Source organism: Agrobacterium sp. NPDC058088, assembly GCF_042885035.1.
Classification (GTDB): Bacteria; Pseudomonadota; Alphaproteobacteria; order Rhizobiales; family Rhizobiaceae; genus Agrobacterium.
Window position 1 is genome coordinate 878,305 of record NZ_JBHVSU010000002.1, and the last position, 22,553, is coordinate 900,857.

A 22,553-nucleotide genomic window follows, 5' to 3' on the forward strand; every position below is an offset into this window, starting at 1 on the left:
CGATCTGCAAGCGGACTGCCGCCATCATGCCAGCGAAACTTATCCTCAGGAGAGAACAGTTCCGCCATTACCAAATCCCGAATTGCTGGTGGTCCAGCTTTCGGGCGAAATTACATCACTGTGCCGCAATAACAAAGCTTGAGCTTAAGCCCTTAGAGAACGGCAGTACCGTAGTGACACATTTAGGTGTTCGAAACAATTAATGCGGATTTGCGGCAGGGGCGAAGTGTCGGCTTTTTAACAGTTTTTAAACCTGAGTTTCGCGCTGAACGCCTTGTTTCGCATAAGTTTAACATAAATTAACCATAGCAGAAGATTTTCGCCTGCGTCACGCCGTAATTTAAGTCGATAGCAGCCGCCTGCATGCGTGAATACGACACATATGTGACATGAAACAGGAAACGGTGAGACAGGATTCCAGCCATGGCAGCGGTCAGTATTGTTTTCGAAGCTCCCGACAATTACGGCGGCGCGCCGACCGTCGGCAAGAAGCCAATCGATTTCGACCATCTTGCACAGCAGACGATGGGTGACAAGAATCTGGAGATGGAGGTGTTGCAGCTGTTCAGCCGCAGCGCCCGCGCAGCGTTGCATGAAATGGCAGGCGCCGATGACAAGACCGTCATGGCCACTGCCCACCGCCTGAAAGGATCGGCGCAGGCCATCGGCGCCTCCGCTGTTTCGGAGGCCGCAGCTGCGGTGGAGGAAAAGGGTAGTGACAGCACGCTGATCGCAAAACTTGCGGCGGCCATCGTCGAGGCCGAAAATTTCATCCTCAAGCTCTGCCGCTGAGGCGCGGGGTATCTAATTTGCCATTTTCCAAGGCCGGTCCAGCCCGAGACCCCTGAAGCGGGTTGCCAAGGCCGGCCGGCCTTTCTATGTGTTTAGAACAATTCTCAGACAAAATTTTGGATTTCCGGCATGACAAAACTCACCATCGTTGCCTTTGACGGCACGCCCCACGAACTCGACGTAAGCAACGGCTCTACCGTCATGGAGAATGCGGTGCGCAACTCCGTTCCCGGCATTGATGCGGAATGCGGTGGTGCCTGCGCCTGCGCCACCTGCCACGTCTATGTCGATGATGCCTGGGCTGAGCGCGTTGGCGGACCGGAGCCGATGGAAGAGGACATGCTGGATTTCGCTTTCGACGTTCGCCCCACCTCTCGGCTTTCCTGTCAGATCAAGATGAATGATGAGCTCGATGGGCTCGTCGTTCATGTTCCCGAACGTCAGGGCTGAAAACTTTCGGCATTGCCAACGCAGAAAAAGCCCCGCTCACCTGGTAGTGGGGAGCGGGGCGAGGCGGGTACGCAGCATGCAGGCGAGGGAGGAAACACCTGCGAGCCCTCAAGTGCGCACCGGGAGAACCGGAGAGGCTTGCAACCGCCGGGCCGCCGTGGGCCGCAACCATGTCAAACCGTATGAACAAGCTACAATGAGTCTTGCCGGCCGCACCATGACGAGAAGTCACGGGTGAGATCGGATATGACGTAACGTCATGCCCGTGCTTGATATTTGGACGTTATGAGTGGGCGGTAGGCCGCTCAGCGGCGGGCCTGCCCCTGTTCCAGCCGGTTTTTCAACAGCCTGGTCATGCGGGCATCGAAGTTTTTCGATTCAACCACGTCGAAGCGCATCTGGTCGCGGTCGTGCTCGTCCATCACGGTCTGGGTGATCTTGCCGACCATTGCCTGAAGCGCCTCGCAGCTTTTCTGCGGGCGAAGCGATGTCAGCTGTCTCTCGAGCGAACGGGCATGGGTGCGGGCGATTTCCGCGTGGCGCTCCTCGTGGCGCTTGATATCGGCAAGCAGCGTATCCCAGATGAAGGCCAGTTCCGCCGTGGTACGGCGGCGGTTTTTCCATTGCGGCAGCAGAATACGGGTGTTGAGCAGCACCTTGGCTGTGCCGACGCTGCACATGCCGTTCTTCTCGACATAGGTGAGTTCGCCGCCGAATTTGATCTCGGTCGCACCGGGATGCCGCGCGCCGGTATTGCGGGTCAGCGGGCCATGCTTGGAAAGTTGCTCGTCGAGGTCGGCCGCCGTTTTGCCGCCGATCGAGAAATGGGAATAGGTCTTGCGGACGATGGTTTCTGAAAAAGCCGGTCCGGAAAGGGAAAGAGCCAATGCGCCTGCGAAAACGGCGCAGAGAGCGCGTGATGATTTGGTCATGACCCGGCCTTCCGGTTGAACTTGAAAAAGGTTTGCTGCATAGGCGGAGCGGAACTTATAAGAATTGACATAACACTCCGTTATTCCCGAAAGGCGCGTGTTACGTGATAACAGTCGGCAGCAACGCGTGGCAAGCGGCCCATGGCCGCTCCCTGAAACTTGATGGGCGTGGCCGTATTATGGCCATCGTCAATGCAACGCCTGATTCCTTTTCCGATGGCGGCCGTTATCTTGCCGTCGATGCGGCTTTTTTCCATGCGCTGACCTGTGTGGAGGAGGGAGCCGACATCATAGATATCGGCGGCGAATCGACGCGACCAGGTGCCGCCTCGGTCACAGAGGCAGAGGAACAGGACCGGGTGCTGCCGGTCATCGAGAAATTGCGCCGGGAGACGGATGTGCTGATTTCCGTCGATACCTATCGCGCGTCAACGGCAAGGCTGGCAATCAGCGCCGGTGCCCATGTCGTCAATGACGTCTTCGGTCTGCAGAAAGATCCGGATATGGCGGGCGTGGTTGCCGCCGCCCGCGCCGGCGTCTGCATCATGCATACCGGCCGTGACCGGCAGAAGCTTGCCGATGTCATTGAGGATCAGTTTGAATTTCTCAATCGCTCGCTCTTGATTGCCGAGGAAGCGGGCATTGAGCGCGATGCCCTGGTGCTCGATCCCGGTTTCGGTTTTGCCAAGGACGAAAGCGAAAATGTCGCGCTGATGGCGCGTTTCAGTGAACTTGCCGCTTTTGGCCTGCCGGTTCTGGCCGGCACGTCGCGCAAGCGTTTCATCGGGTCGCTGACGGGCAGGGATGTAGCGGAAGAACGCGATATCGGAACGGCTGCGACCACCGCGATCCTGAGGCTTGCGGGTGCTTCGATTTTTCGCGTGCATAATGTCGCCGCGACCCGCGATGCACTGGCTATTGCCGATGCGGTTCTTGCCAAATCGTCGGCAAAGGCCGATGCGTAGATCAACCAGTACCGGAATGACGTGTCCCGAAGATGGCGCGGCTTTCAGGCGAAACAATCCTGCCATGGAGGCGATGCGATGAGCCGCTATACCATCATCCTGAAAAACTGTTCTTTTTTCGCCCGTCATGGCCTTCTCGAGCAGGAGGAGGTGCTGGGTCAGCGCTTTTTTGTCGATGCCGAGATGGAGGTCGAAGCGGGTGATGCGCTGGAAACCGACGATATCGAAAATACCGTCGATTATGGGGTGGCCTTCGCCGTCATCGAAAAGATCGTCGTCGGGCAGCGCCGTTATCTCATCGAGGCGCTGGCGAACGATATAGCAAAGGCGCTGCGGGCACGTTATCCGCAGATCGTGTGGCTGAGGATCACGGTGCGTAAACCCTCAGCACCCGTTCCAGGCATTCTCGACTATGCGCAGGTGAGCGTTGAGCATCGTGCCTGAAAAGAAGACCATCGCTGCACTTGGTCTCGGCGGCAACATTGGCGATCCCGCCGCCGCCATGGCGAGGGCGCTGCGCGAACTTGATGGGCGGGACGAATGCCGCGTGCTGGCCGTTTCCGGTCTTTATCGCACGCCGCCCTGGGGCAAGACGGATCAAGCGGATTTTTTCAATTGCTGCGCCTTGGTCGAAACCTCGCTTTCAGCGCCCGCGCTGTTGCAGACATGCCTTGATATCGAAAAGGCCATGAAGCGGGTGCGGACGGAACGCTGGGGTCCGCGCACCATCGATATCGATGTGCTGACCTATGGTAATGAGTCTATCGTTACAGAAAGCATCGCAGTGCCGCATCCGCGCATGACGGAGCGCGCTTTCGTGCTGATGCCGCTCGCCGATATCGCGCCCGACCTTGAGGTCAAAGGCAAGCCCGTGCAGGAATGGCTCCAGTTGGCGGACAGGAGCGGCATTGTCCGTGCAAACGAAAAGCGGGAGTGGTGGACACTCCCGCCTGGCGGTGTCTGAGAAGATTATGGCTTTTACGGCTTGATCGATCCGACGGCGATCTGGTCGATATCACGCGCGAGCGTCACACCGATGACCGGGATCATCTGGTCGGCAACCTTGACGGAAATGGTGATGTTCATCGAATTGTCTTTGGAGACGCGGGCGACCATGGCACCGTTGAGCTTGGCGCGGTTGATGCCGACGACGACCTTGTCGCCGCTCACCTGGCCAGACGTTATGTCGAGACCCTTGCCTTCGGCACCGTCGAGGAACTTGCCCTCGTAGCTATTGCCCTTCTGGCTGATGACGGCCGACATGGGTTGGCTGAAGACGCCGACACGGCAGGTGCCGCCGAGCTTGATGCCCGTCTGCTTGTCGTCGAGCGGTTCACCCGTCAGGTCGCAAGTGAATTTTGTGCCCTTGTATTTACCGGCGACGATTTCGCCCGGACCTTTCCAGACACCGGCGACGGAGCGGAAGAACACGTCGTCGCGATCGCGCGATGCCGCATGCACGTCAGACATGCCAAAACCGCCGCTGACGGACAAAATGGCGGCGAGCCCGCCCATAAGCGAAAAGAAGCGCGAATACATGATACTTTCCCCGGCGAAGAAGCCTGTTCGATAGGCGGCAATCTACCGGCGGAATGGTTAATGCTTGGTTTATTTCGCTCTCATTTACGCCTTTGTCCGTAACCTTTTGAACCGTCAATAACCGGTGGATCAGGCTTTTTCAGCGTTTTTTCCGCCGCTTAAATCAGGTGTGAGGTCGGACATGAAATCGCCGATGCCTGGCCGCTTCACCGCTCTGAACGGCAGCGGCCGGCAAAGATCCATGGCAGCAATGCCGATTCGCGCCGTCATCAGCCCGTTGATGACGCCTTCGCCGAGACGGGCGGAGAGTTTCGAGGCAAGGCCATGGCCGAGAACCTGCTGGGCAAGGCCGTCGCCAACCGCGATCGACCCCGTCACGGCAAGGTGCGCGACGACATCGCGCAGGAGCTTCAGCATGCCCAGCGTGCCCGGACGGCCGCCATAAAGCTCCGCCATGGCGCGCACCAGCCGCGTCACTTCGAAAAGTACATAAGCGAGATCAACCACCGCGCGCGGGCTGACGGCCGTGACGACCGACACACGCTTGGAGGAATTGAGAATGAGGGCGCGGGCCTGCCTGTCCAGTGGCACCAGCAACTCGCGTTCGGCAAGCTCGATCAGATGCGGGCCATCGATGACGTCACTTTCCGTTTCCTTGAGTGCCGCGCGCCCCTTGGCCGTTTCAGCCCGGTGCGAGAGGACGGCATTCAGGCGGGTGACGATGGCGCGGGCAGGTTTCGGGCTCTTATCGAGGCTTGCCGTCTCGGCATCCGTCTTGAGGGATTGTACGGCGTTGAGCCGCATGATGCCAAAGACCTCGCGGCCGACGACGGCGAGGACCGCGAAAAGCGCGACGATGAGGGCAATCGTTGCCGTGTAACCCAGCCAGTCGGAGCGGGAAAACAGATTGCGGATAAGTTGGTCCGCCCAGAGCCCGAAGGCCAGCGAGAACAGGACACCGAGTGCACCGAGCGCCAGCTTGCCGAACGAGAAGCGGCTTTTCTTTGGCACTGCCACCGGCAATGCCGCGGCGTCGACATCTGCAGGCGCCAGAAACGGATCATCCTCGTCCGACGTTAGCGATATCTCGGCGTCGAAGCTGCGCGGCGCGCGTTTTTGTGAGGTTGACGGGCGTACCGTCTCCTCGGTCTCTAGCGTGAAAGCCGCCGGGCGGCGTGTCTGCGGATCGTTTTGTGTGGGAGCCTTCATGCGAGCTTGTCTCCGAACAGGAACTGCATGGCGCGGTCGAGCCTGATATGGGGAACGGAAAGCCGGATTCCACCGCTGCCCGGCTCGTCAATATTGGGTGGGCGAAAGCGCACGACATTGACGTCAGGCAGTGTCGCCTTATCGCCATCTTGGTCGATGCTGCGGAACAAAGGCTCCGGATCGTCGGGCAGGTCGCCCGGAAAGATCGCCGTCTTGCGATTGCCATCGAACGTCTCGCCATTGATGGTTTCACCAGCCATCGGCGTGCCGACGATGACGGGAAGCTCGTGGCCGTCCTGCCGTACGCTTGCCTCTCTGGTGGCGCGCACGGAGGCGAGCGCCATGACCTCGATACCGGCGCCGTTCATGCCGATGGTCGTGATGGCGCGGTCAACCAGGCGGCGGGTCAGCCGCTCGAGCCGGTCATGGCTTTCGTGATGTAGATGATCAGCCTTGGTGGCGGCAATCAGCACCTTGTCGATGCGCCGGCGGACAAGCGACGACAGCAGGCTGTTGGTGCCGGGGCGGAAACAGGCAAGCACGTCGCCCAGCGCCCTTTCCAGATCCTGCACGGCTTCCGGACCGCGATTGACGGCCTGCAGCGTGTCGATCAGTACTATCTGCCGGTCGAGACGAGCGAAATGTTCGCGGAAGAAGGGTTTGACGACGATCGATTTATAGGCGTCGTAGCGTCGTTCCATCATGGCACGCAAGGAGCCTTTTGGCGCTTTCTCTTCGGTCAGGCCCGGCAGCGGTGCAAAGGTAAGCGCCGGCGATCCTTCCAGATCACCGGGCATCAGGAAACGGCCGGGCGGCAGGGTCGAAAGTGACCTCTCGTCGGATTTGCCTGCCTTCAGATAGGCGGCGAAACTTTCCGCCAGCCGTCGCGCCGTCATTTCATCGGCCGGCGCATTGATGTCGAGCGACGAGGCAATGGCCAGCCATTCCTGCGCCAATTCGGCGCGGATGCCGCTTTGGGCAAGGGCGACGGTCGCATCGCTGAACTGCTTGTAGTCCTGCGAGAGCAGCGGCAGATCGAGCAGCCATTCGCCGGGATAGTCGACGATATCGATGGAGAGCTTGCCGGCCGAGAACCACCGGCCCCAGCCGCTGGCGCTCTGATAAGCAAGCGTGATCCGCAGTTCCGAGATCGCCCGTGTTGAATCCGGCCAGAGCCTGTCGCGTACCAGCGCCTGAATATGGTCTTCATACTGGAAGCGGGGAATGGCGTCATCCGGCTGCGGCTCGAGGCGAACATTCGAGACGCGCCCGGATCGCATGGCCTCAAACAGCGGCAACCGGCCGCCATTCAGGAGGTTATGGACTAGGGAGGAGATGAAAACCGTCTTGCCCGCCCGCGAAAGGCCGGTGACGCCAAGCCGCAATGTCGGATGCGTGAGGTTGCTCGCACGGTCGGCCAGATTATCGAAAGCGATAAGCGCGCTGTCTGTCAGGGACGTAAGAGAAGGCGGCAATGGCAATTTCCTGGCTGTTTTTCACGGTCACGGCTGCATATAGGAAGTTGCGGCTGCCCAAAAAAGAAGCGCTCCAGCGGATTTTCGGCGGAGCTGCTCTCCCGGCGCCTTGGGGTTCTTGGTGGCGATTATTTGCCTGGTGCCAGGAAATCGATCAGTCGCCAGCGGTTTTTACCGCTTGCTGCGCTGTCGTCCTGATCCAGAACCGCAAGACCCGATGTGGGAAAACCCGAGGGCAGGGCAGCATGCAAAAGATCTTCGCCGATCATGGCTTCCAGCGTTGCTTCCATGGTGGGGTTGTGCCCCACCAGCATCACCGACTGCACCTCCGTTTGCGCGGCGATGAGTGACAGATAGGTTTCGCTGCGGGCATTATACATCTCGTCAATATAGACGATATCGATGCCTTCGTTGAAAGCCCGTTGCCACGCCTGTGTGGTCTGCCGGCAGCGCGTAGCCGTGGATGAAAGAAGCACATCGGGACGGTAGCGCCTGTCGGCGGCAAGGTCGGCGATGACCTCCGCTTCGGCAAAACCGGCCTCGTTCAATCCCCGGTCGAAATCCCGTTCTCCCGGCGCCGCCCAGGCGGCCTTGGCGTGGCGCAGAAGATAAACTCGGCTCGGGAAAGATGCTGTCAAGGGCGGGGACCGGCGTTCGAATGTCAGGGCATGGACTGAATGCTACAGGATAGGGTTGCAGGATCGCAAGTCCCCTTTCCTGTTGGTAAGTCGCATTGAAGTGATTGAAGAAGAGATCGCTTCAATTCGAATAAAGAATAAAAATTAGTCATTTAGATGATTTTTGTGTCAGTTTTAAAAATGCCCTAAAACTGATCTGCAGACTTGAACCGGCCACTATCATTGGAGTATACACCGCCGCATTGAGATGTTCTTCGAGGAGAATCGCGTTGAGTGAGAAGATCGATCTTAGCAAATATGTACTCTCGGAAGACGATGAGTTCATGAATGCCAGCCAGCGCGCCTACTTTCGCGCGAAGCTCATAGCATGGAAAAATGATATCCTGAGAGAAGCGCGCGAGACGCTCGGACATCTCGCCGAAGAAAGCGCCAACCACCCCGATCTTGCAGATCGGGCATCTTCTGAAACAGACCGGGCGATCGAGCTTCGCGCCCGCGACCGTCAGCGCAAGCTGATCTCGAAGATCGATGCAGCCCTTCAGCGGATCGACGACGGCACTTACGGTTACTGTGAAGAAACGGGCGAGCCCATCGGCCTCAAGCGTCTGGACGCCCGCCCGATCGCTACGCTCTCCATCGAGGCGCAGGAGCGTCACGAGCGTCGCGAAAAAGTATACCGCGACGAATAAGACGTTTCCGCCCACGGGCTGGAAACCGCATCAATTGAAAAAGGGCACGGAAGTCGTTTCCGTGCCCTTTTTGCTGTCGTGAATTTTACGCCGGAAGATCCGTGCCCGTCACCGGTCGCGGGTGACGGAAAGCTCTCCGAAGATACGCGCCATTTCCTTCTGCATATCTCCATCCGGTGAAGCGCCGGTGACGGGCGGGGAGACGGGCTGCGTTTTGGCCTGCCTGTCGGCCACGGGCGCGACCGAGGGTTCACTATCTGCGTCCTTGCTCTTGGCGATTTCCGCTTCCAGAAAGCTTTCGAAATCGCTGGCGAGCTCGTCTGAAAATTTCGGTTCGGTGTCGGACGAAGCTACAGCAGGTTTTTCAGGCCTCGGCGGAAAGGGAGTGGGCGGCGTATTCTGACCCGGCTTCAGGTCTGGAAGAACCCGCTCTCGGGCAGCGTCGAGAAAATCGGCGGCGTTGGATTGGTCGATTACCGGTTCGCGCGCCGCAAAGACCGGCGGGGCAAGCTCCATGGGCCGCTCTTCGGCCGCCTTTGCTTGTTCGGGCATCTGCGCCGGGTTGGGCGGCGCAACGGGCGTGGGCGCCGGAGCCGGCACGAAGGGATCGGTCCGCTTTGGCTCCGCCGGTGTCGCCGCCACATCCAGCGATGCAGCGGCTATGGGCAGGATGGTCGCGGCCGGGGCGGCTGCCGGTATTGGCGGCGGCGCGGGGCGGGTCCGCTCAGGCGCCGCCTGTCTTGCGGGAGCCGGCTCTCGCGAGAGCGCGGCAGACGGGACGGTTTGTGGAGGGGGCGAAGGACGCGATGCCACCGGAGTGGCGATTGCTGCAACAGGTGCGGGACGCGCAACCGGCGCAGGCGCTGGCTGCTCCGGCCGCTGCGGTTGCTTTACGGGTTCTTCGGCGGCGGAAACGGGCGCAGCGGCCACAACGGGCTGCGGCGGCAGCGCGGCGCGGCGTTCCTGCGGGATCGCCGGTTCGGCTCTCTTCTGTTCGCTTTCCTGTCGCGGCAGCGCCTTCAGTTCCGGCTCCTGCACGTCCCTGACGATCGGGATCGCCCCGATGCCGCTCTCGATGACGATATCCGTCGGGCCGCCGATCATGACGAGATGTTCGACATTGTCGCGACGCACGAGAACCAGACGACGGCGCGCATCCACGGCCGTAGCGTCAAGAACCTGCAGGCGCGGCTGCCGGTTGCGACCACCACGGATAAAGGGCGCCGAGCCACTGCGCCTGCGCAGAAGCCACAAAGCAATCGCCAGAACGAGAAGCGCCACACCCACACCGACAACGGCGACGATGAGATTGTTGCCATAGGTGCCGATAAAATCTTCCATCATGGAGATCATCCCTTCAGATTTTTTGGCATTTTAATTTCTGGGACAATTAATATTGCCGTGGTTCTTATAGTGTGAACGAGAAAGAGGAAAAGACGATTTTTTTAAGTGCGATACAAGGTCTATTCATTTCGCCCCACAGGATTGCCGCATCGATCGCGACGTCGCCACCACAACATCATACCTTCTCTTTCAATGCTGAGAGACAATGAAGGTTGCAATCCTTTCGCTTGAGGAGCGCTCTAAATGGTCAAGCTATCGCGCATTGACGGGTTTCCTGCACCACGTCTGCTTGCCCTTGTTTTCTGGTCGCTGCCGATTTTCGGCTCTCCGCATCTCGCGACAGCGGCAGAAAACAGAGCGCCGGAAACTTCCGCCACCATGGCGGACTTCGTCCGGGACCACCCGTCCTGCATCGACTTCACGGACGGATGCTCGATCTGCACGGTCACTGAAGGCAAGATCGTCTGCTCCGCGCCGCGCATTCAATGCCAGGTAAAAGAGCTGAGCTGTACGCGACGATAGTCTTTCCAGCATTTATACAGCTTTCAGGCTGTTTTCGCTGTGCTTTTTTAACCCTTTGTGTCGTAGCGGAGCTTTTTGACGGTCAAGCGAGTTGCTACAAGAAATTCTGCTGCCCGATTCCGTCGAGGAATAAGGCTGACCGAATGACGACCTGCACGATTGCGAGGCCAAGATGACACGGGTGCGCGAGACAAGCGACAACGACCTTCCGCTGGTGGACAGGCGTGCCCGTTCCGGCACGGTCTTGCGTATTCTGCTTCTGGCGCTGGTGCTGATCGCGGCGGCCGCGGCCTTCGTTTATTTCAAGGATTCGCTCGAAAACGAAATCGTGCTCGGCATTCTCGGCGTGCTGGCCATGATGGGCATCTTCTTTCTGGTCTCGTCGATCATCGGTTTCATCGAGGTCATGCCGCAGTCGCAATCAGACGGCCTTGCCCGCCGGTTTCTCTCGGCTCACCCCGAAGGCACGCTGATCACCGACGCCAAGGGGCATATGGTCTACGCTAACGCCACCTATTGCCGGATGAGCGGCACCACCAAGGCAAGCGATATTCAGAGCCTCGAGACGCTTCTGTCGCGCAGCCGCGAATCGACCGAAGCGCTTTACCGGCTCATCAACGTGCTACGCGAAGGCCGTGATGGTTATGAGGAGTTCCGGCTGCTGAAACCGCTCGGCGAGGATTCCGGCGCGGGGCCGCATTGGTACAGGCTGAAGGGCAGGGTGCTGAAGGATGCGGGCGGCGAGGGGCTTCACGTTTTCCAGATCGCCGATATCACACCGGAGCGCGAGGACCAGGAGCGCTTTTTCCGCGAATTGCAAAACGCCATCGATTACCTCGATCATGCGCCGGCCGGTTTCTTTTCCGCCACCCGCAAGGGCGAGATCGTTTATCTGAACGCCACCCTGTCCGAATGGCTCGGCATCGATCTCGCGCAGTTTTCGCCAGGTTCGATGACGATCTCGGATATCGTCGCTGGCGAAGGCATGGCTCTGATTGAATCCGTTCATCCGCAGGGCACGGCCAAGCGCACCGAAATCCTCGATCTCGACATGCGCCGGGTGAACGGCCAGAGCATGCCGGCCCGCCTCGTCCATCAGGTCACCGCAAAGGATGGTGCGCCGGGTGAAAGCCGGACGATCGTTCTGATGCGCCCTAAGGGGCAGGAGGACACGGAATCGTCCTCCGCCATGCGCTTCACGCGCTTCTTCAACAATACGCCGATGGCGATCGCCTCGCTCGATGGCGAAGGCCGCATCCTGCGCATCAACGCGCCGTTCCTCAAGCTCTTCTCCGGCGTTGTCGGGCGTGACGATATCGACCGCGGCGTAGCACTCGAAACCGTGCTTCATGACAATGAGAAGCCGCGGCTGGAACAGGCGCTGGCGGAAGCCAAGGATCGCCAGGGCGATATCGCGCCCTTCGATTCCCGCCATCCGAGCGATGAGGGCAGGCACTTCCGTTTTTACGTGAACGCCGTCATCGACCAGGACGACGAGGCGCCGGAAGAAGTGGCGATCGTTTACGCCATTGAGGTGACCGAGCAGAAGGCGCTCGAAACCCAGATGGCGCAGACCCAGAAGATGAATGCGGTGGGCACGCTTGCGGGCGGCATCGCCCACGACTTCAACAACGTTCTCACCGCCATCCTGCTGTCCTCAGACCATCTGCTGCTGCAGGCACGGCCAGCCGATCCGAGCTTCGCCGACCTCATGGAGATCAAGCGCAATGCCAACCGCGCCGCCGTGCTGGTGCGACAGCTTCTTGCCTTCTCCCGCAAGCAGACGATGCGGCCGGCCGTCCTCAACCTGACCGACGTCATCGGCGATCTGCGCATGCTGGTGGACCGGTTGATATCAGGCACCAATGTCAAGCTGGAGGTCGACTATGGCCGTGATCTCTGGCCGGTGAAGACCGATCTTTCGCAATTCGAGCAGGTGCTCATCAACCTCTGCGTCAACGCGCGCGATGCCATGCCCGATGGTGGCAAGATCACCATCAGAACGCGCAACGTCGACGCCAAGGAAGTCGCAGCGCTTGGCCGCCCCGAATTCCCGGCCGAAGACATGGTCATGGTGGAAGTCGCCGACAACGGCACCGGCATTCCCCCTGAAATCATGGACAAGATTTTCGAGCCCTTCTTTACCACCAAGGAAGTCGGCAAGGGTACGGGCCTTGGCCTGTCCATGGTCTATGGCATCGTCAAGCAGTCGGGCGGTTACATCTATCCCGAATCGGAAGTGGGCAAGGGAACCGCTTTCCGCATCTATCTGCCGCGCCACGTGGTCGAGGTCGTTCAGGTGATGGGGCAGGACGGCGAACTGATGCCCGCACCAGTCGTGGCGGCGGAGCCGGTGAAGGAAGAGCCGCTGGATCTCACCGGCAAATCCGCTGTCGTTCTGCTGGTCGAGGACGAAGAAGCGGTCCGGCGTGGCGGCAAACGCATGCTGGAAACCCGCGGTTACACCGTGCATGAGGCTGGTTCCGGCACCGAGGCGCTGGAAGTGATGGAAGAACTGGAAGGCAAGGTCGACATCGTCGTATCCGACGTCGTGATGCCGGAAATGGACGGTCCATCGCTGCTGAGAGAACTGCGCAAATCCTATCCGGACCTGAAATTCATCTTCGTTTCCGGTTATGCCGAGGACGCCTTTGCCAAGAACCTGCCGGCGGATGCCAAGTTCGGATTCCTGCCGAAACCCTTCTCGCTGAAGCAACTCGCCATCGCTGTTCGCGAAATGCTCGACGACAAGGAGTGAAGCGGGCGGCGGCGAACTGGATTCGCCCCGCGTCATTTGCGCTGCACAACCGGCCTGCATGGGGCCTGAGCCGTGCCGTTCTCGCCCGTTTGCTCCCCGTTTGCGTCGTATGGGGCCTCCATAGCCTCACTTTTCCCGAGGTTTGCCTCTTCGCAAACGCAATAGTGATTGCACCGTTGCGCAAGGGGCTTAAAATCGCATCTTAAAGACCTAGATATGGAGAGGCGAAGTTCTCCCTCCTGGCAATCAGCTGTCGGTTTGAGAACAGTTTGGAGAATGATGAAAGATGATCGCTAAGCCGATCTACATGCAGGGCGAGGGCGACGGGGAAGACGGCGGCACCAACCGCGGAACGTCTGTTATCACCCGCGTTAAGCCGAAAACGAAAAGACCGAATTTGTACCGTGTTCTTTTACTGAATGACGACTACACTCCCATGGAATTCGTCATCCATATTCTGGAGCGTTTTTTCCAGAAGGATCGCGAAGCGGCAACCCGCATCATGCTGCACGTGCACCAGCACGGCGTGGGCGAATGCGGGGTGTTTACATATGAGGTCGCAGAGACGAAAGTAAGCCAGGTCATGGATTTCGCCCGACAGCACCAGCATCCGCTGCAATGCGTCATGGAAAAGAAATGAGGATCGCAACGTGCCAACTTTTTCCCCGAGTCTCGAGAAGGCGCTGCACCAGGCACTGACCTTTGCAAATGAGCGTCACCACGAATATGCGACGCTGGAACATCTCCTTCTGGCGCTAATCGACGACGCGGATGCCGCAGCCGTCATGGGCGCCTGCAACGTCGATCTCGATGCGCTGCGCAAGACCGTCAGCGATTACGTCGACAACGAACTGACCAACCTCGTCACCGGTTATGACGAAGATTCCAAACCCACATCCGGCTTCCAGCGCGTCATCCAGCGCGCCGTCATCCATGTGCAGTCATCCGGCCGCGAGGAAGTGACCGGAGCCAACGTGCTCGTGGCTATTTTCGCCGAGCGCGAAAGCCATGCCGCCTATTTCCTGCAGGAGCAGGAGATGACCCGTTACGACGCGGTCAATTACATCTCCCACGGCATCGGCAAGCGCCCCGGCACATCGCAGACCCGCGCGCCGCGCGGTGCTGATGAGCCGGAAAGCGAAAATAAGCCCACCCGCGGCAATCCCGAGGAAGAGGGTTCATCCGCCAAAAAGCAGCAGGATGCGCTGAAGGCCTATTGCGTCAACCTCAACGACAAGGCGAGGAACGGCAAGATCGACCCGTTGATCGGCCGTCACGACGAGGTCAACCGCACCATCCAGATCCTCTGCCGCCGCTCCAAGAACAACCCGCTTTATGTGGGCGATCCGGGCGTGGGCAAGACGGCGATTGCCGAAGGCTTGGCCAAGCGTATCGTCGAAGGCAAGGTGCCGGAGGCGCTCGCCAATGACACCATCTTCTCGCTCGACATGGGCACGCTGCTTGCCGGCACACGTTATCGCGGTGATTTCGAAGAGCGTCTGAAGCAGGTGGTCAAGGAACTCGAAGAGTTTCCGGGCGCGGTTCTGTTCATCGATGAAATCCACACCGTGATCGGTGCGGGCGCCACTTCCGGCGGCGCAATGGATGCATCGAACCTCTTGAAGCCCGCGTTGTCATCGGGCGCGATCCGCTGCATCGGCTCGACCACCTATAAGGAATATCGCCAGTTCTTCGAAAAGGACCGTGCGCTCGTTCGTCGTTTCCAGAAGATCGACGTCAACGAGCCGTCGATCGATGATGCGATTGCGATCATGAAGGGCCTGAAGCCCTATTTCGAGGACTACCATCACCTCAGATATTCCAACGAGGCGATCAAGGCTGCCGTTGAACTGTCGGCCCGCTATATCTCGGACCGCAAGCTGCCGGACAAGGCGATCGACGTGATCGACGAAACCGGTGCGGCGCAAATGCTGCTGCCAGCGTCCAAGCGTCGCAAGCTGATCACCGAACGGGAAATCGAGGCCACCATCGCAACGATGGCTCGTATTCCCGCAAAGACGGTATCGAAGGATGACGAGATGGTTCTCGCCAACCTCGAAAAGGAACTGCGCTCGGTCGTTTATGGTCAGGACATCGCCATCGAGGCGCTTGCCACGGCCATCAAGCTGGCGCGTGCGGGCCTGCGCGAACCGAACAAGCCGATCGGCTCCTATGTCTTCTCCGGCCCGACAGGCGTGGGCAAGACGGAAGTGGCCAAGCAGCTTGCCGCCTCGCTCGGCGTCGAGATGCTGCGCTTCGACATGTCGGAGTACATGGAACGTCATACCGTGTCGCGCCTGCTTGGTGCGCCTCCCGGCTATGTCGGCTTCGACCAGGGCGGTCTCCTTACCGATGGCGTCGATCAGCATCCGCATTCCGTGGTGCTGCTAGACGAAATCGAAAAGGCGCATCCTGACATCTACAACATCCTGTTGCAGGTGATGGACCACGGCTCGCTGACCGACCATAACGGTAAGAAAATCGACTTCCGCAACGTCATCCTCATCATGACGACGAATGCGGGTGCGTCCGAAATGGCGAAATCCGCTATCGGTTTCGGTTCTTCGCGCCGCACCGGTGAAGATGAAGAGGCGATCAACCGCCTGTTCACGCCGGAGTTCCGCAACCGTCTGGACGCGATCATTCCGTTCTCGCCGCTGCCGACCGCCGTTATCCACAAGGTCGTGCAGAAGTTCGTCATGCAGCTGGAAACCCAGCTCTCCGAGCGCAACGTCACCTTCGATCTGCATGAAGATGCGATCTCCTGGTTGGCGGAGAAGGGTTACGACGAGAAGATGGGCGCTCGCCCTCTGTCGCGCGTGATCCAGGAGAACATCAAGAAGCCGCTCGCCAACGAAATCCTCTTTGGCAAGCTCAAGAAGGGCGGCGTCGTCAGCGTCACCGTCGGCAAAAAGGATGACGGTTCCGATGGTCTGATCCTCGACGTTCTGCCTGAGACCGCGCCTGTGAAGCCGCAACCGGAAGCCGAGCTGAAGGCGGCAAAATCGCCAGGCAAACCGAAGGCCAAGGCAAAAACGGCGTCAAAGGCGGCAAAGGCCGCTGATGAGGCCGAGGTTCTGGTGGCCGAGGCCGACAAGTCCGATGAGGACAAGCCGCGCCGCAAGGCCAATACGGTGCCGAAAGTACCGAAGAAGAAGTAGGCAAGGTCTTGGACCGATCGACAATGCCGGGCGAGAGCCCGGCATTTTCATGCGTGAAGCATTTCCGGGGAAAGTGGTTTCCGACTTTCCGTCCGTGATGTGTAAAACAAAGAGATCGAGCGTTTTCGCAATTCGACGGAAAGCGGAAATACTCCAGTGGAATTCACATGCAGATAGCTGAAAGCGAAGCCATCCCCCTTAGCGGCTGGTTCCTCCGGGGAATGCGGGGCATTTTCTCGCTGCCCTCGCTCATCCTCATGACGTCTTTCGTTGGTTTCAGCGCCTTTGCGCTGGAATCCGGGGTCGCGCGGGGCGAAGCGGTGTTCATGACGCTCGTCATCTGGGCCTTGCCTGCCAAGATGATCCTGATCGGCTCCATGGTCGGCGGTGCCAATCTTGCCGCCTGTTTTCTGGCGGTAACCCTGTCTTCGGTCCGGATGATGCCGATGGTCGCCTCCATCGTGCCGGAAATGCGCGGCGCGAAGACGCCGACATGGATATTGCTGTTTCTCTCGCATTTCGTCGCGATCACGGCCTGGGTTTTTGCCACGCAAAATCTTTCCAAGGTGCCGCGCGAAGCACGCGCCGCCTGGTTCGCCGGTTTCGGCATCACGCTCACGGTCGTCAACGCCATCATCGTTGGCCTGTGTTATGGTGTGGTTGCCGCTTTCCCGCCGCTCGTTGCGGGTGTGCTGTTCTTTCTGACGCCGGTGTATTTCATCGCATCCATCTGGGCCTCGGCTCGCCATTCTGTCGTCAAGGTCGCCTTCATCATCGGCGTGATTGCCGGACCCGCCTTTGCGGTGGTCGCGCCGGAGTTCGATATTCTCTACGCGGGTATCGGCGGAGGCACTTTGGCCTATGTGATCGACCGTCTCGTTTTCCGCCGCAAGATCAAACCGACGTCGCCGGAGGGCGAACCATGATGACCGAAAACTGGTGGGCGCCCTATCTGTTCATCGCGATTGCCGGCTGGCTGGCAACCGATTTCTGGCGCTGGCTCGGCGTCCTCGCCGGCAATCGGTTGAAAGAGGATTCCGAAGCGCTTTATTGGGTAAGGGCGGTTGCCACCGCCCTCGTCATGGCCGTCACCGCCAAGCTGATTGTCTTTCCGACCGGATCGCTGGAATCATCGCCCATGTGGCTGCGCATCGGCGCGGCCGTCCTCGGTTTCATCGCATTTCTGGTGGCGGGGCAGCGCGTCATTGTCGGTGTGGCGGTCCCGATTGTACTTCTAGCGGCTGGGCTGTTCGTGCTCGGTTTTTAATGCCGGTTTTTGTATCAAAAGCTGTTTTGTCGGGCCTCGACCACCAGCCAATCGGCGAGAGTTTTCGCGGCTGTGGATATATCTTCAGACTGGATGAGCCAGTAATGTTTGTCCGTATCAGCAGCCCGGTCGAAAAGTACGGCCAATTGGCCCTTGGCGATTTCTTCGCGAAACAGCACAGTCGGGCAGAGGCCGATACCCTGTCCAGCCTTAAGCGCTGTGACGAGCAGATTAAAGTCCGCAAAAATTGGACCCGTGCCATAGGTTGAAGACAATTCGGCCGCCGCAAACCAGTTCTGCCATGCGGTTTCCGTATCGTCATGAAGCAGCTCGGCGTCCAATAGGCTGGCCTCATCATTGAAGGGGCCTGCATTGGCGATATAGCCGGGAGAGCAGGTTGGGCGTGTTTCGGCGCTGAAGAGGGCGACCGCATTTTCACCGAAGGTTATTCCATGCCCGATGGTTAGATCGGCCGCCCCTTTATGCTGCGCCCCGGAATAGCTGATTGAGACCTGTATTTCTGGATGCAGGGCCCGGAAGCGGGGCAGCCTGGGTGTCAGAAAATGCGCCACCACCGAAGGCAGGCTGGCAAGGCGCACCGTCATGCGGTCGTGACCCCGACGGATACGCTCCGCACCGGAAGCTATCTGCCGCAGGCTGCTGGAGACCGTGTTACCAAATTCACTTCCGGCCGGGGTAAGCCTGACGCCGCGGGCGTGGCGCTCGAAAAGAGCTACCCCAAGCCATGCCTCCAGATTACGTACATGCTGGCTTACCGCAGTCGCCGTCATGCCGAGCTCTTGCGCGGCAAGGGCAAAACTTGCCTTTCTGGCGGCGGCTTCGAAAGCACGAAGGGTGGCGAGTGGCGGCAGTGTCATGAACAACAAGGGTAAGTGAGACTTGGGCTGAGCGCAAGAAAAACCCGTCTTGTCAGCGGGGCGACCATGGCGCAATTATCAGCTCCAAAATGTTTTTTCCGAGGATTTCATGACCCCTATGCCTGCTGCCGAACCCGCCGACGCTCCCGAGCGCCGTGCCGTCCGTCCCGTCGTTGTTTATCCGAACGGCACGCTTGAGGTGCCGGACCTTGCACGCCTGGAGCAGGCGAAGAGCGGCATGGAGAAGATCGATGAGGTCATCGTGCCCCCGCGTGACGGTCGCACCTTCACTGTTCCTAAAGGGCATTTTTTCCGTATCGTCAGTATAGAAGGCCCGCAGGTGGGGGATTTGAATCTCTGGAACGCCCATGATCTGAACGAGCGTTTTTTCAGCGGCAAGACGCGCGCGCTGCATGCTACCCATGTTTCCGTCGGCAACCGGCTGTGGAGCAACCTGCCATCCCTGCGGCCGATGGCGACCATCACGCACGACACGCTGTCATGGTATGGCTTCGACGAGGATGGTGGCGGTGTGCATGACGTGATCGGCACCCGCTGCGATCCCTATACCAACAAGTTGTTGAGCGGCGGCGACTACCACCATTGCTGCCATTCGAACCTGACGAATGCGCTCGCCTCCGCCAGGGGCATTTCGTTCCGCGACGCCGAACCGCATGTGCATGACGTCCTCAATGTCTTCATGTGCACCGGTTTCACCCACGATACACACCAATATTTCATGAAGGCGAGCCCGGTGCGGCCCGGCGACTATCTGGAATTTTTCGCGGAGATCGACCTCATCGGTGCACTTTCCGCCTGCCCGGGTGGCGATTGCAGCGCCACCCATTCAAGCGACACGGCGGCCTGTTATCCGCTGAAGGTGGAAATATTCCGGCCGGATATGACGGCGCTGGACGGCTGGCCCTGGCCGGAGCGCAATGCCTATCGTCCCGTAGAGTGATAAACCCGAAAAGCTTTTCGTCGCAGATGGATCGATGCCACCATACGAGGTTCGATCCTTGGCACAAGGCCGAGGATGACTGTGCGGGTGAGGCCAACCTCAGGAAGCCAGCGCCGCCCTGATCTTCTCCGCGTGGGCCTTCAGCACCTCGCCATCGGCCATGGTGCCGGAATGCGGCTTCAGCGGCTCACCTTCCTTACGCGGAATGACGTGGAAATGCAGATGGAACACCGTCTGGCCAGCCGCAGGCTCGTTGAACTGGGCGATGAAGACACCATCCGCATCGAAGGCTTCTTTGGCCGCAACGGCGAGTTTCTGCACCACGGGGATGGTTTTCGCCAGCACCTCCGGGTCGGCATCGAGCAAATTGCGCGAACCGGTCTTGGGAACGACAAGCAGATGGCCGGGGGCCTGCGGCATCACGTCCATGAAGGCCAGCGTATGCTCATCCTCGTAAAGCTTGTGGCTCGGAATTTCGCCGCGCAGGATTTTTGCGAAGATATTGTTGTCGTCATAGGCGCTGGCCATCGGTGCTCTCCTCATCGCGGACATTACGCGTCCGGCTCGTGTTCCTGTCTGTCGCCCTTGCGGAATGGCGTGTGTTCATCGAGATAATCGCCAATATGCTCGACCTCTTCGCGCTCGCGCTGAAGATAATCGGCGATGGCACGGCGCAGGCCCGGGTGGGCGATGAAATGCGCCGAATGGGTCGTGACCGGTACGTAACCGCGCGCCAGCTTGTGTTCACCCTGCGCGCCCGCTTCCACCCGTTTCAATCCCTTCGCCAGTGCGAAATCGATGGCCTGATGGTAACACACCTCGAAATGCAGGAAGGGGTGATCCTCGATGCAGCCCCAGTGGCGGCCATAAAGCGCATCCGAACCGATGAAGTTGATCGCGCCCGCAACGTAGCGCCCCTCACGTTTCGCCATGACAAGCAGCACATCATCAGCCATGCGCTCGCCGATCAGCGAATAGAACTTCCGCGTCAGGTAGGGCCTGCCCCATTTGCGACTGCCGGTATCCATGTAGAAGGCGAAGAACTGGTCCCAGATATCCTCCGTCAGATCGCTTCCGGTCAGCCAGTCGATCTCGATGCCGTGTTCCAGCGCCGCGCGACGTTCCTTTTTCAGTCCCTTGCGCTTGCGTGAGGAAAGGGCTTCGAGAAAATCATCATGGTCGCGATAGCCGTCATTGATGAAGTGAAACTGCCGGTCGGTCCGGTGCAGGAAATCGCGCGACAGGAGAGCCGACAGATCATCCTCTTCCAGAAACGTGACATGCGCGGAAGAAACGCCAATCTTTTCCGTCACCTGCGCAAGACCGGAGGCGAGAAGCGGCTTGAAGCGCTTGGCCTCCATGGTTTCGGAAACAAGCAGCCGCGGCCCGGTCGCAGGTGTGAAGGGGACCGAACATTGAAGCTTCGGATAATAATGGCCGCCAGCCCGTTCGAATGCATCCGCCCAGCCGTGGTCGAACACATATTCGCCCTGGCTGTGGTTCTTCAGATAGGCCGGTACGGCACCGACGAGCGCGCCCGCGGCATCTTCGAGTAGCAGGTGATGTCCAAGCCAGCCGGTCTTTGCCGTTGCCGAGCCGGACTCCTCCATGGATGATAAAAAGGCATAGGATACAAACGGGTTGTAGTATTTTCCTAATGTATTGCGTGACGTCCCGGAAAGCCGTTTCCAGCTCTCCGGATCGATATCCCCCAGGGATTGCGCAACGCGTATGGAATAGTCTTCTGTCATGCCGTGGCGGAGGGGTTCTCTCTCGGGTCGAAACCTTCGAATGTCATCTGGTCCGCATATTTATAGGTAGTCGCGCGCGCATTTTCATCCCTTACCGTCCAGGTAATCACCGGAAGCCCGAGTTTTCTTTGCGCTTCGATAAAGCTGTTGGGAAGATGACCCCAGTGATAGGAGATGAAATCGAGCCCAAGCTGCATCGCTTCGTCGTGTTTGAAGAAGTCTTCCGGCTTGTCACCTTCGGCCGTCAAACCTAACGGCCAGGGGGAGCCCGCAGCCTTCAAATCTTTCAGCAGGTGATGGTCGAAGCTCATCAGCGCTACATGGCCCTTGTAGCCTTCCAGGTCCTCCAGAACTGCCTCGGCAAAACCGTCATCGACGCCTTCCCCTTCACGGCCCTTCAGCTCGATCACCAGCGGCACCTTGCCGGCGGTAAGCGCCAAAAGCTGCTTGAGGGTGGGGACCCGATCTTTGGTTTGACCAACGGCAAGCATGGCCAGTTCACCCGAGGTGCGTTCCCGCACGTCACCCGTGATGCCTGTCAGTCGAGCCATATCGTGGTCATGGAAAACCACCGGCACGCTGTCTGCGGCCAGCTGGACATCGCATTCAATGGCAAAGCCGGCTTCGATGGCGCGGGAAAAGGCGGAAAGCGTATTTTCCCAGACTGCCTTGTTGAGATCATGATAACCGCGATGGGCGACGGGCTGGGCCGTCAACCAGGAAAGCTTGAGGGTCATACGTCGATTTCCACGATCGCGTCGATCTCGACGGCGGCATTGAAGGGCAGGCAGGCCATTCCGACAGCGGCGCGGGCGTGCTTGCCGGCGTCACCGAGAGCATTGGCGAGAAGATTGGATGCGCCATTGATGACAAGGTGCTGTTCGACGAACTCAGGAACCGAGGCAACAAAACCGTTAAGCTTGAGGACGCGGCGGATTTTCGAGAGGTCGCCATTCAATGCGGCCTTGACCTGTGCGAGAATGTTGACGGCGCATAATTCGGCGGCGCGCTGGGCCGTAGCGACATCAACATCGCGGCCAACGAGGCCCGTCACCGCAATCTTGCCCGATTCCATCGGCAGTTGACCTGATACATAAAGCAGATTGCCGCTGATGGTGAAGGGAACGTAGTTTGCGGCTGGTGCTGCCGCGACAGGTAGCGTAAAGCCCAGTTCCTTGAGGCGGCCTTCGATGACGTCAGACATTTTCGTCTCCGGTTTTGT

The 22,553-nt window shown here is 59.2% G+C and carries 24 protein-coding genes; 13 read left to right on the plus strand and 11 right to left on the minus strand.

Features of this window, described 5'->3' with window-relative positions:
* Window positions 1-423 precede the first annotated feature (423 nt).
* Both ACFVTJ_RS09635 and ACFVTJ_RS09640 read left to right on the plus strand, forming a co-directional pair.
* Complete coding sequence (locus tag ACFVTJ_RS09635; RefSeq protein WP_386906689.1) at window positions 424-792, plus strand: Hpt domain-containing protein; 369 nt, start codon at window positions 424-426, stop codon at window positions 790-792.
* Between the two features lie 129 nt (window positions 793-921).
* Window positions 922-1,242, plus strand: coding sequence for a 2Fe-2S iron-sulfur cluster-binding protein (locus tag ACFVTJ_RS09640; RefSeq protein WP_060724125.1), 321 nt, complete (start codon window positions 922-924; stop codon window positions 1,240-1,242).
* A gap of 305 nt (window positions 1,243-1,547) precedes the next feature.
* Here ACFVTJ_RS09640 and ACFVTJ_RS09645 read toward each other — a convergent pair whose 3' ends face one another.
* Window positions 1,548-2,174 carry a DUF922 domain-containing Zn-dependent protease gene (locus ACFVTJ_RS09645; protein ID WP_386906692.1) on the minus strand — a complete coding sequence of 209 codons (627 nt, stop codon included), beginning with the start codon at window positions 2,172-2,174 and terminating at the stop codon, window positions 1,548-1,550.
* A 179-nt stretch (window positions 2,175-2,353) separates the two neighbouring features.
* Here ACFVTJ_RS09645 and folP point away from each other — a divergent pair, with 179 nt between their 5' ends.
* The 3 genes from folP (at window position 2,354) to folK (ending at window position 4,103) form a co-directional block, all read left to right on the plus strand.
* Window positions 2,354-3,139: a dihydropteroate synthase gene (gene folP, locus ACFVTJ_RS09650; RefSeq protein WP_386906936.1), complete on the plus strand. Its 786-nt coding sequence runs from the start codon at window positions 2,354-2,356 to the stop codon at window positions 3,137-3,139.
* 78 nt (window positions 3,140-3,217) lie between these two features.
* A complete protein-coding gene (gene folB / locus ACFVTJ_RS09655) occupies window positions 3,218-3,583 on the plus strand; it encodes a dihydroneopterin aldolase (protein WP_003502532.1) in 366 nt (121 codons plus the stop codon).
* A complete protein-coding gene (gene folK, locus ACFVTJ_RS09660; RefSeq protein ID WP_386906694.1) occupies window positions 3,567-4,103 on the plus strand; it encodes a 2-amino-4-hydroxy-6-hydroxymethyldihydropteridine diphosphokinase in 537 nt (178 codons plus the stop codon). Before folB ends, folK begins: the two co-directional genes overlap by 17 nt.
* Before the next feature lie 14 nt (window positions 4,104-4,117).
* Here the strand turns inward: folK and ACFVTJ_RS09665 are convergent, their stop codons facing one another.
* The 4 genes from ACFVTJ_RS09665 to ACFVTJ_RS09680 form a co-directional block, all read right to left on the minus strand.
* Window positions 4,118-4,678, minus strand: coding sequence for a hypothetical protein (locus tag ACFVTJ_RS09665; protein WP_386906696.1), 561 nt, complete (start codon window positions 4,676-4,678; stop codon window positions 4,118-4,120).
* A 129-nt stretch (window positions 4,679-4,807) separates the two neighbouring features.
* Window positions 4,808-5,887, minus strand: a complete 1,080-nt coding sequence (locus tag ACFVTJ_RS09670; protein WP_386906698.1) for a TIGR01620 family protein — start codon at window positions 5,885-5,887, stop codon at window positions 4,808-4,810.
* Complete coding sequence (locus ACFVTJ_RS09675; RefSeq protein ID WP_386906700.1) at window positions 5,884-7,362, minus strand: YcjX family protein; 1,479 nt, start codon at window positions 7,360-7,362, stop codon at window positions 5,884-5,886. Before ACFVTJ_RS09675 ends, ACFVTJ_RS09670 begins: the two co-directional genes overlap by 4 nt.
* Before the next feature lie 128 nt (window positions 7,363-7,490).
* On the minus strand, window positions 7,491-7,967 hold the full coding sequence (locus tag ACFVTJ_RS09680) for a SixA phosphatase family protein (RefSeq protein ID WP_386906938.1): 477 nt from the start codon (window positions 7,965-7,967) through the stop codon (window positions 7,491-7,493).
* Window positions 7,968-8,269: 302 nt separating this feature from the next.
* On the opposite strand from ACFVTJ_RS09680, the gene dksA reads away from it, so the two are divergent.
* The gene (dksA, locus tag ACFVTJ_RS09685) at window positions 8,270-8,689 is read left to right on the plus strand and encodes an RNA polymerase-binding protein DksA (RefSeq protein WP_006312570.1); all 420 of its coding nucleotides are present in this window, start codon (window positions 8,270-8,272) and stop codon (window positions 8,687-8,689) included.
* A gap of 108 nt (window positions 8,690-8,797) precedes the next feature.
* Here dksA and ACFVTJ_RS09690 read toward each other — a convergent pair whose 3' ends face one another.
* Entirely contained in the window at window positions 8,798-10,042 is a 1,245-nt protein-coding gene (locus tag ACFVTJ_RS09690) for a flagellar biosynthetic protein FliO (protein WP_386906702.1), read from the minus strand.
* A 234-nt stretch (window positions 10,043-10,276) separates the two neighbouring features.
* Between ACFVTJ_RS09690 and ACFVTJ_RS09695 the strand changes: the two genes are divergently transcribed.
* The 6 genes from ACFVTJ_RS09695 (at window position 10,277) to ACFVTJ_RS09720 (ending at window position 17,741) form a co-directional block, all read left to right on the plus strand.
* Complete coding sequence (locus ACFVTJ_RS09695; RefSeq protein ID WP_386906704.1) at window positions 10,277-10,555, plus strand: hypothetical protein; 279 nt, start codon at window positions 10,277-10,279, stop codon at window positions 10,553-10,555.
* Between the two features lie 172 nt (window positions 10,556-10,727).
* Window positions 10,728-13,313 (plus strand): cell cycle histidine kinase CckA, encoded by a 2,586-nt coding sequence (gene cckA, locus ACFVTJ_RS09700; RefSeq protein WP_386906706.1) that lies wholly within the window; start codon window positions 10,728-10,730, stop codon window positions 13,311-13,313.
* A gap of 286 nt (window positions 13,314-13,599) precedes the next feature.
* Window positions 13,600-13,953, plus strand: coding sequence for an ATP-dependent Clp protease adapter ClpS (gene clpS / locus ACFVTJ_RS09705; protein ID WP_006312564.1), 354 nt, complete (start codon window positions 13,600-13,602; stop codon window positions 13,951-13,953).
* A 10-nt stretch (window positions 13,954-13,963) separates the two neighbouring features.
* On the plus strand, window positions 13,964-16,474 hold the full coding sequence (clpA, locus tag ACFVTJ_RS09710) for an ATP-dependent Clp protease ATP-binding subunit ClpA (RefSeq protein ID WP_386906708.1): 2,511 nt from the start codon (window positions 13,964-13,966) through the stop codon (window positions 16,472-16,474).
* 167 nt (window positions 16,475-16,641) lie between these two features.
* Complete coding sequence (locus ACFVTJ_RS09715) at window positions 16,642-17,400, plus strand: AzlC family ABC transporter permease (RefSeq protein WP_386906710.1); 759 nt, start codon at window positions 16,642-16,644, stop codon at window positions 17,398-17,400.
* Window positions 17,397-17,741, plus strand: a complete 345-nt coding sequence (locus ACFVTJ_RS09720; protein ID WP_386906712.1) for an AzlD domain-containing protein — start codon at window positions 17,397-17,399, stop codon at window positions 17,739-17,741. Before ACFVTJ_RS09715 ends, ACFVTJ_RS09720 begins: the two co-directional genes overlap by 4 nt.
* Window positions 17,742-17,755: 14 nt before the next feature.
* On the opposite strand, the gene ACFVTJ_RS09725 is transcribed toward ACFVTJ_RS09720, so the two are convergent.
* Window positions 17,756-18,619, minus strand: coding sequence for a LysR substrate-binding domain-containing protein (locus ACFVTJ_RS09725; RefSeq protein ID WP_386906940.1), 864 nt, complete (start codon window positions 18,617-18,619; stop codon window positions 17,756-17,758).
* A gap of 109 nt (window positions 18,620-18,728) precedes the next feature.
* Between ACFVTJ_RS09725 and ACFVTJ_RS09730 the strand changes: the two genes are divergently transcribed.
* The gene (locus ACFVTJ_RS09730) at window positions 18,729-19,580 is read left to right on the plus strand and encodes an urea carboxylase-associated family protein (protein ID WP_386906714.1); all 852 of its coding nucleotides are present in this window, start codon (window positions 18,729-18,731) and stop codon (window positions 19,578-19,580) included.
* A gap of 99 nt (window positions 19,581-19,679) precedes the next feature.
* Here the strand turns inward: ACFVTJ_RS09730 and ACFVTJ_RS09735 are convergent, their stop codons facing one another.
* Genes ACFVTJ_RS09735 through ACFVTJ_RS09750 form a run of 4 tightly spaced genes read right to left on the minus strand, consistent with a single transcriptional unit; the run spans window position 19,680 to window position 22,535 of the window.
* On the minus strand, window positions 19,680-20,108 hold the full coding sequence (locus ACFVTJ_RS09735) for an HIT family protein (protein ID WP_386906716.1): 429 nt from the start codon (window positions 20,106-20,108) through the stop codon (window positions 19,680-19,682).
* 23 nt (window positions 20,109-20,131) lie between these two features.
* Window positions 20,132-21,331, minus strand: coding sequence for a GNAT family N-acetyltransferase (locus tag ACFVTJ_RS09740; RefSeq protein ID WP_386906718.1), 1,200 nt, complete (start codon window positions 21,329-21,331; stop codon window positions 20,132-20,134).
* The gene (locus ACFVTJ_RS09745) at window positions 21,328-22,068 is read right to left on the minus strand and encodes a glycerophosphodiester phosphodiesterase (protein ID WP_386906720.1); all 741 of its coding nucleotides are present in this window, start codon (window positions 22,066-22,068) and stop codon (window positions 21,328-21,330) included. The genes ACFVTJ_RS09740 and ACFVTJ_RS09745 overlap by 4 nt, the downstream gene beginning before the upstream one ends.
* The gene (locus ACFVTJ_RS09750; protein ID WP_386906722.1) at window positions 22,065-22,535 is read right to left on the minus strand and encodes a RidA family protein; all 471 of its coding nucleotides are present in this window, start codon (window positions 22,533-22,535) and stop codon (window positions 22,065-22,067) included. The genes ACFVTJ_RS09745 and ACFVTJ_RS09750 overlap by 4 nt, the downstream gene beginning before the upstream one ends.
* Window positions 22,536-22,553: the final 18 nt, after the last annotated feature.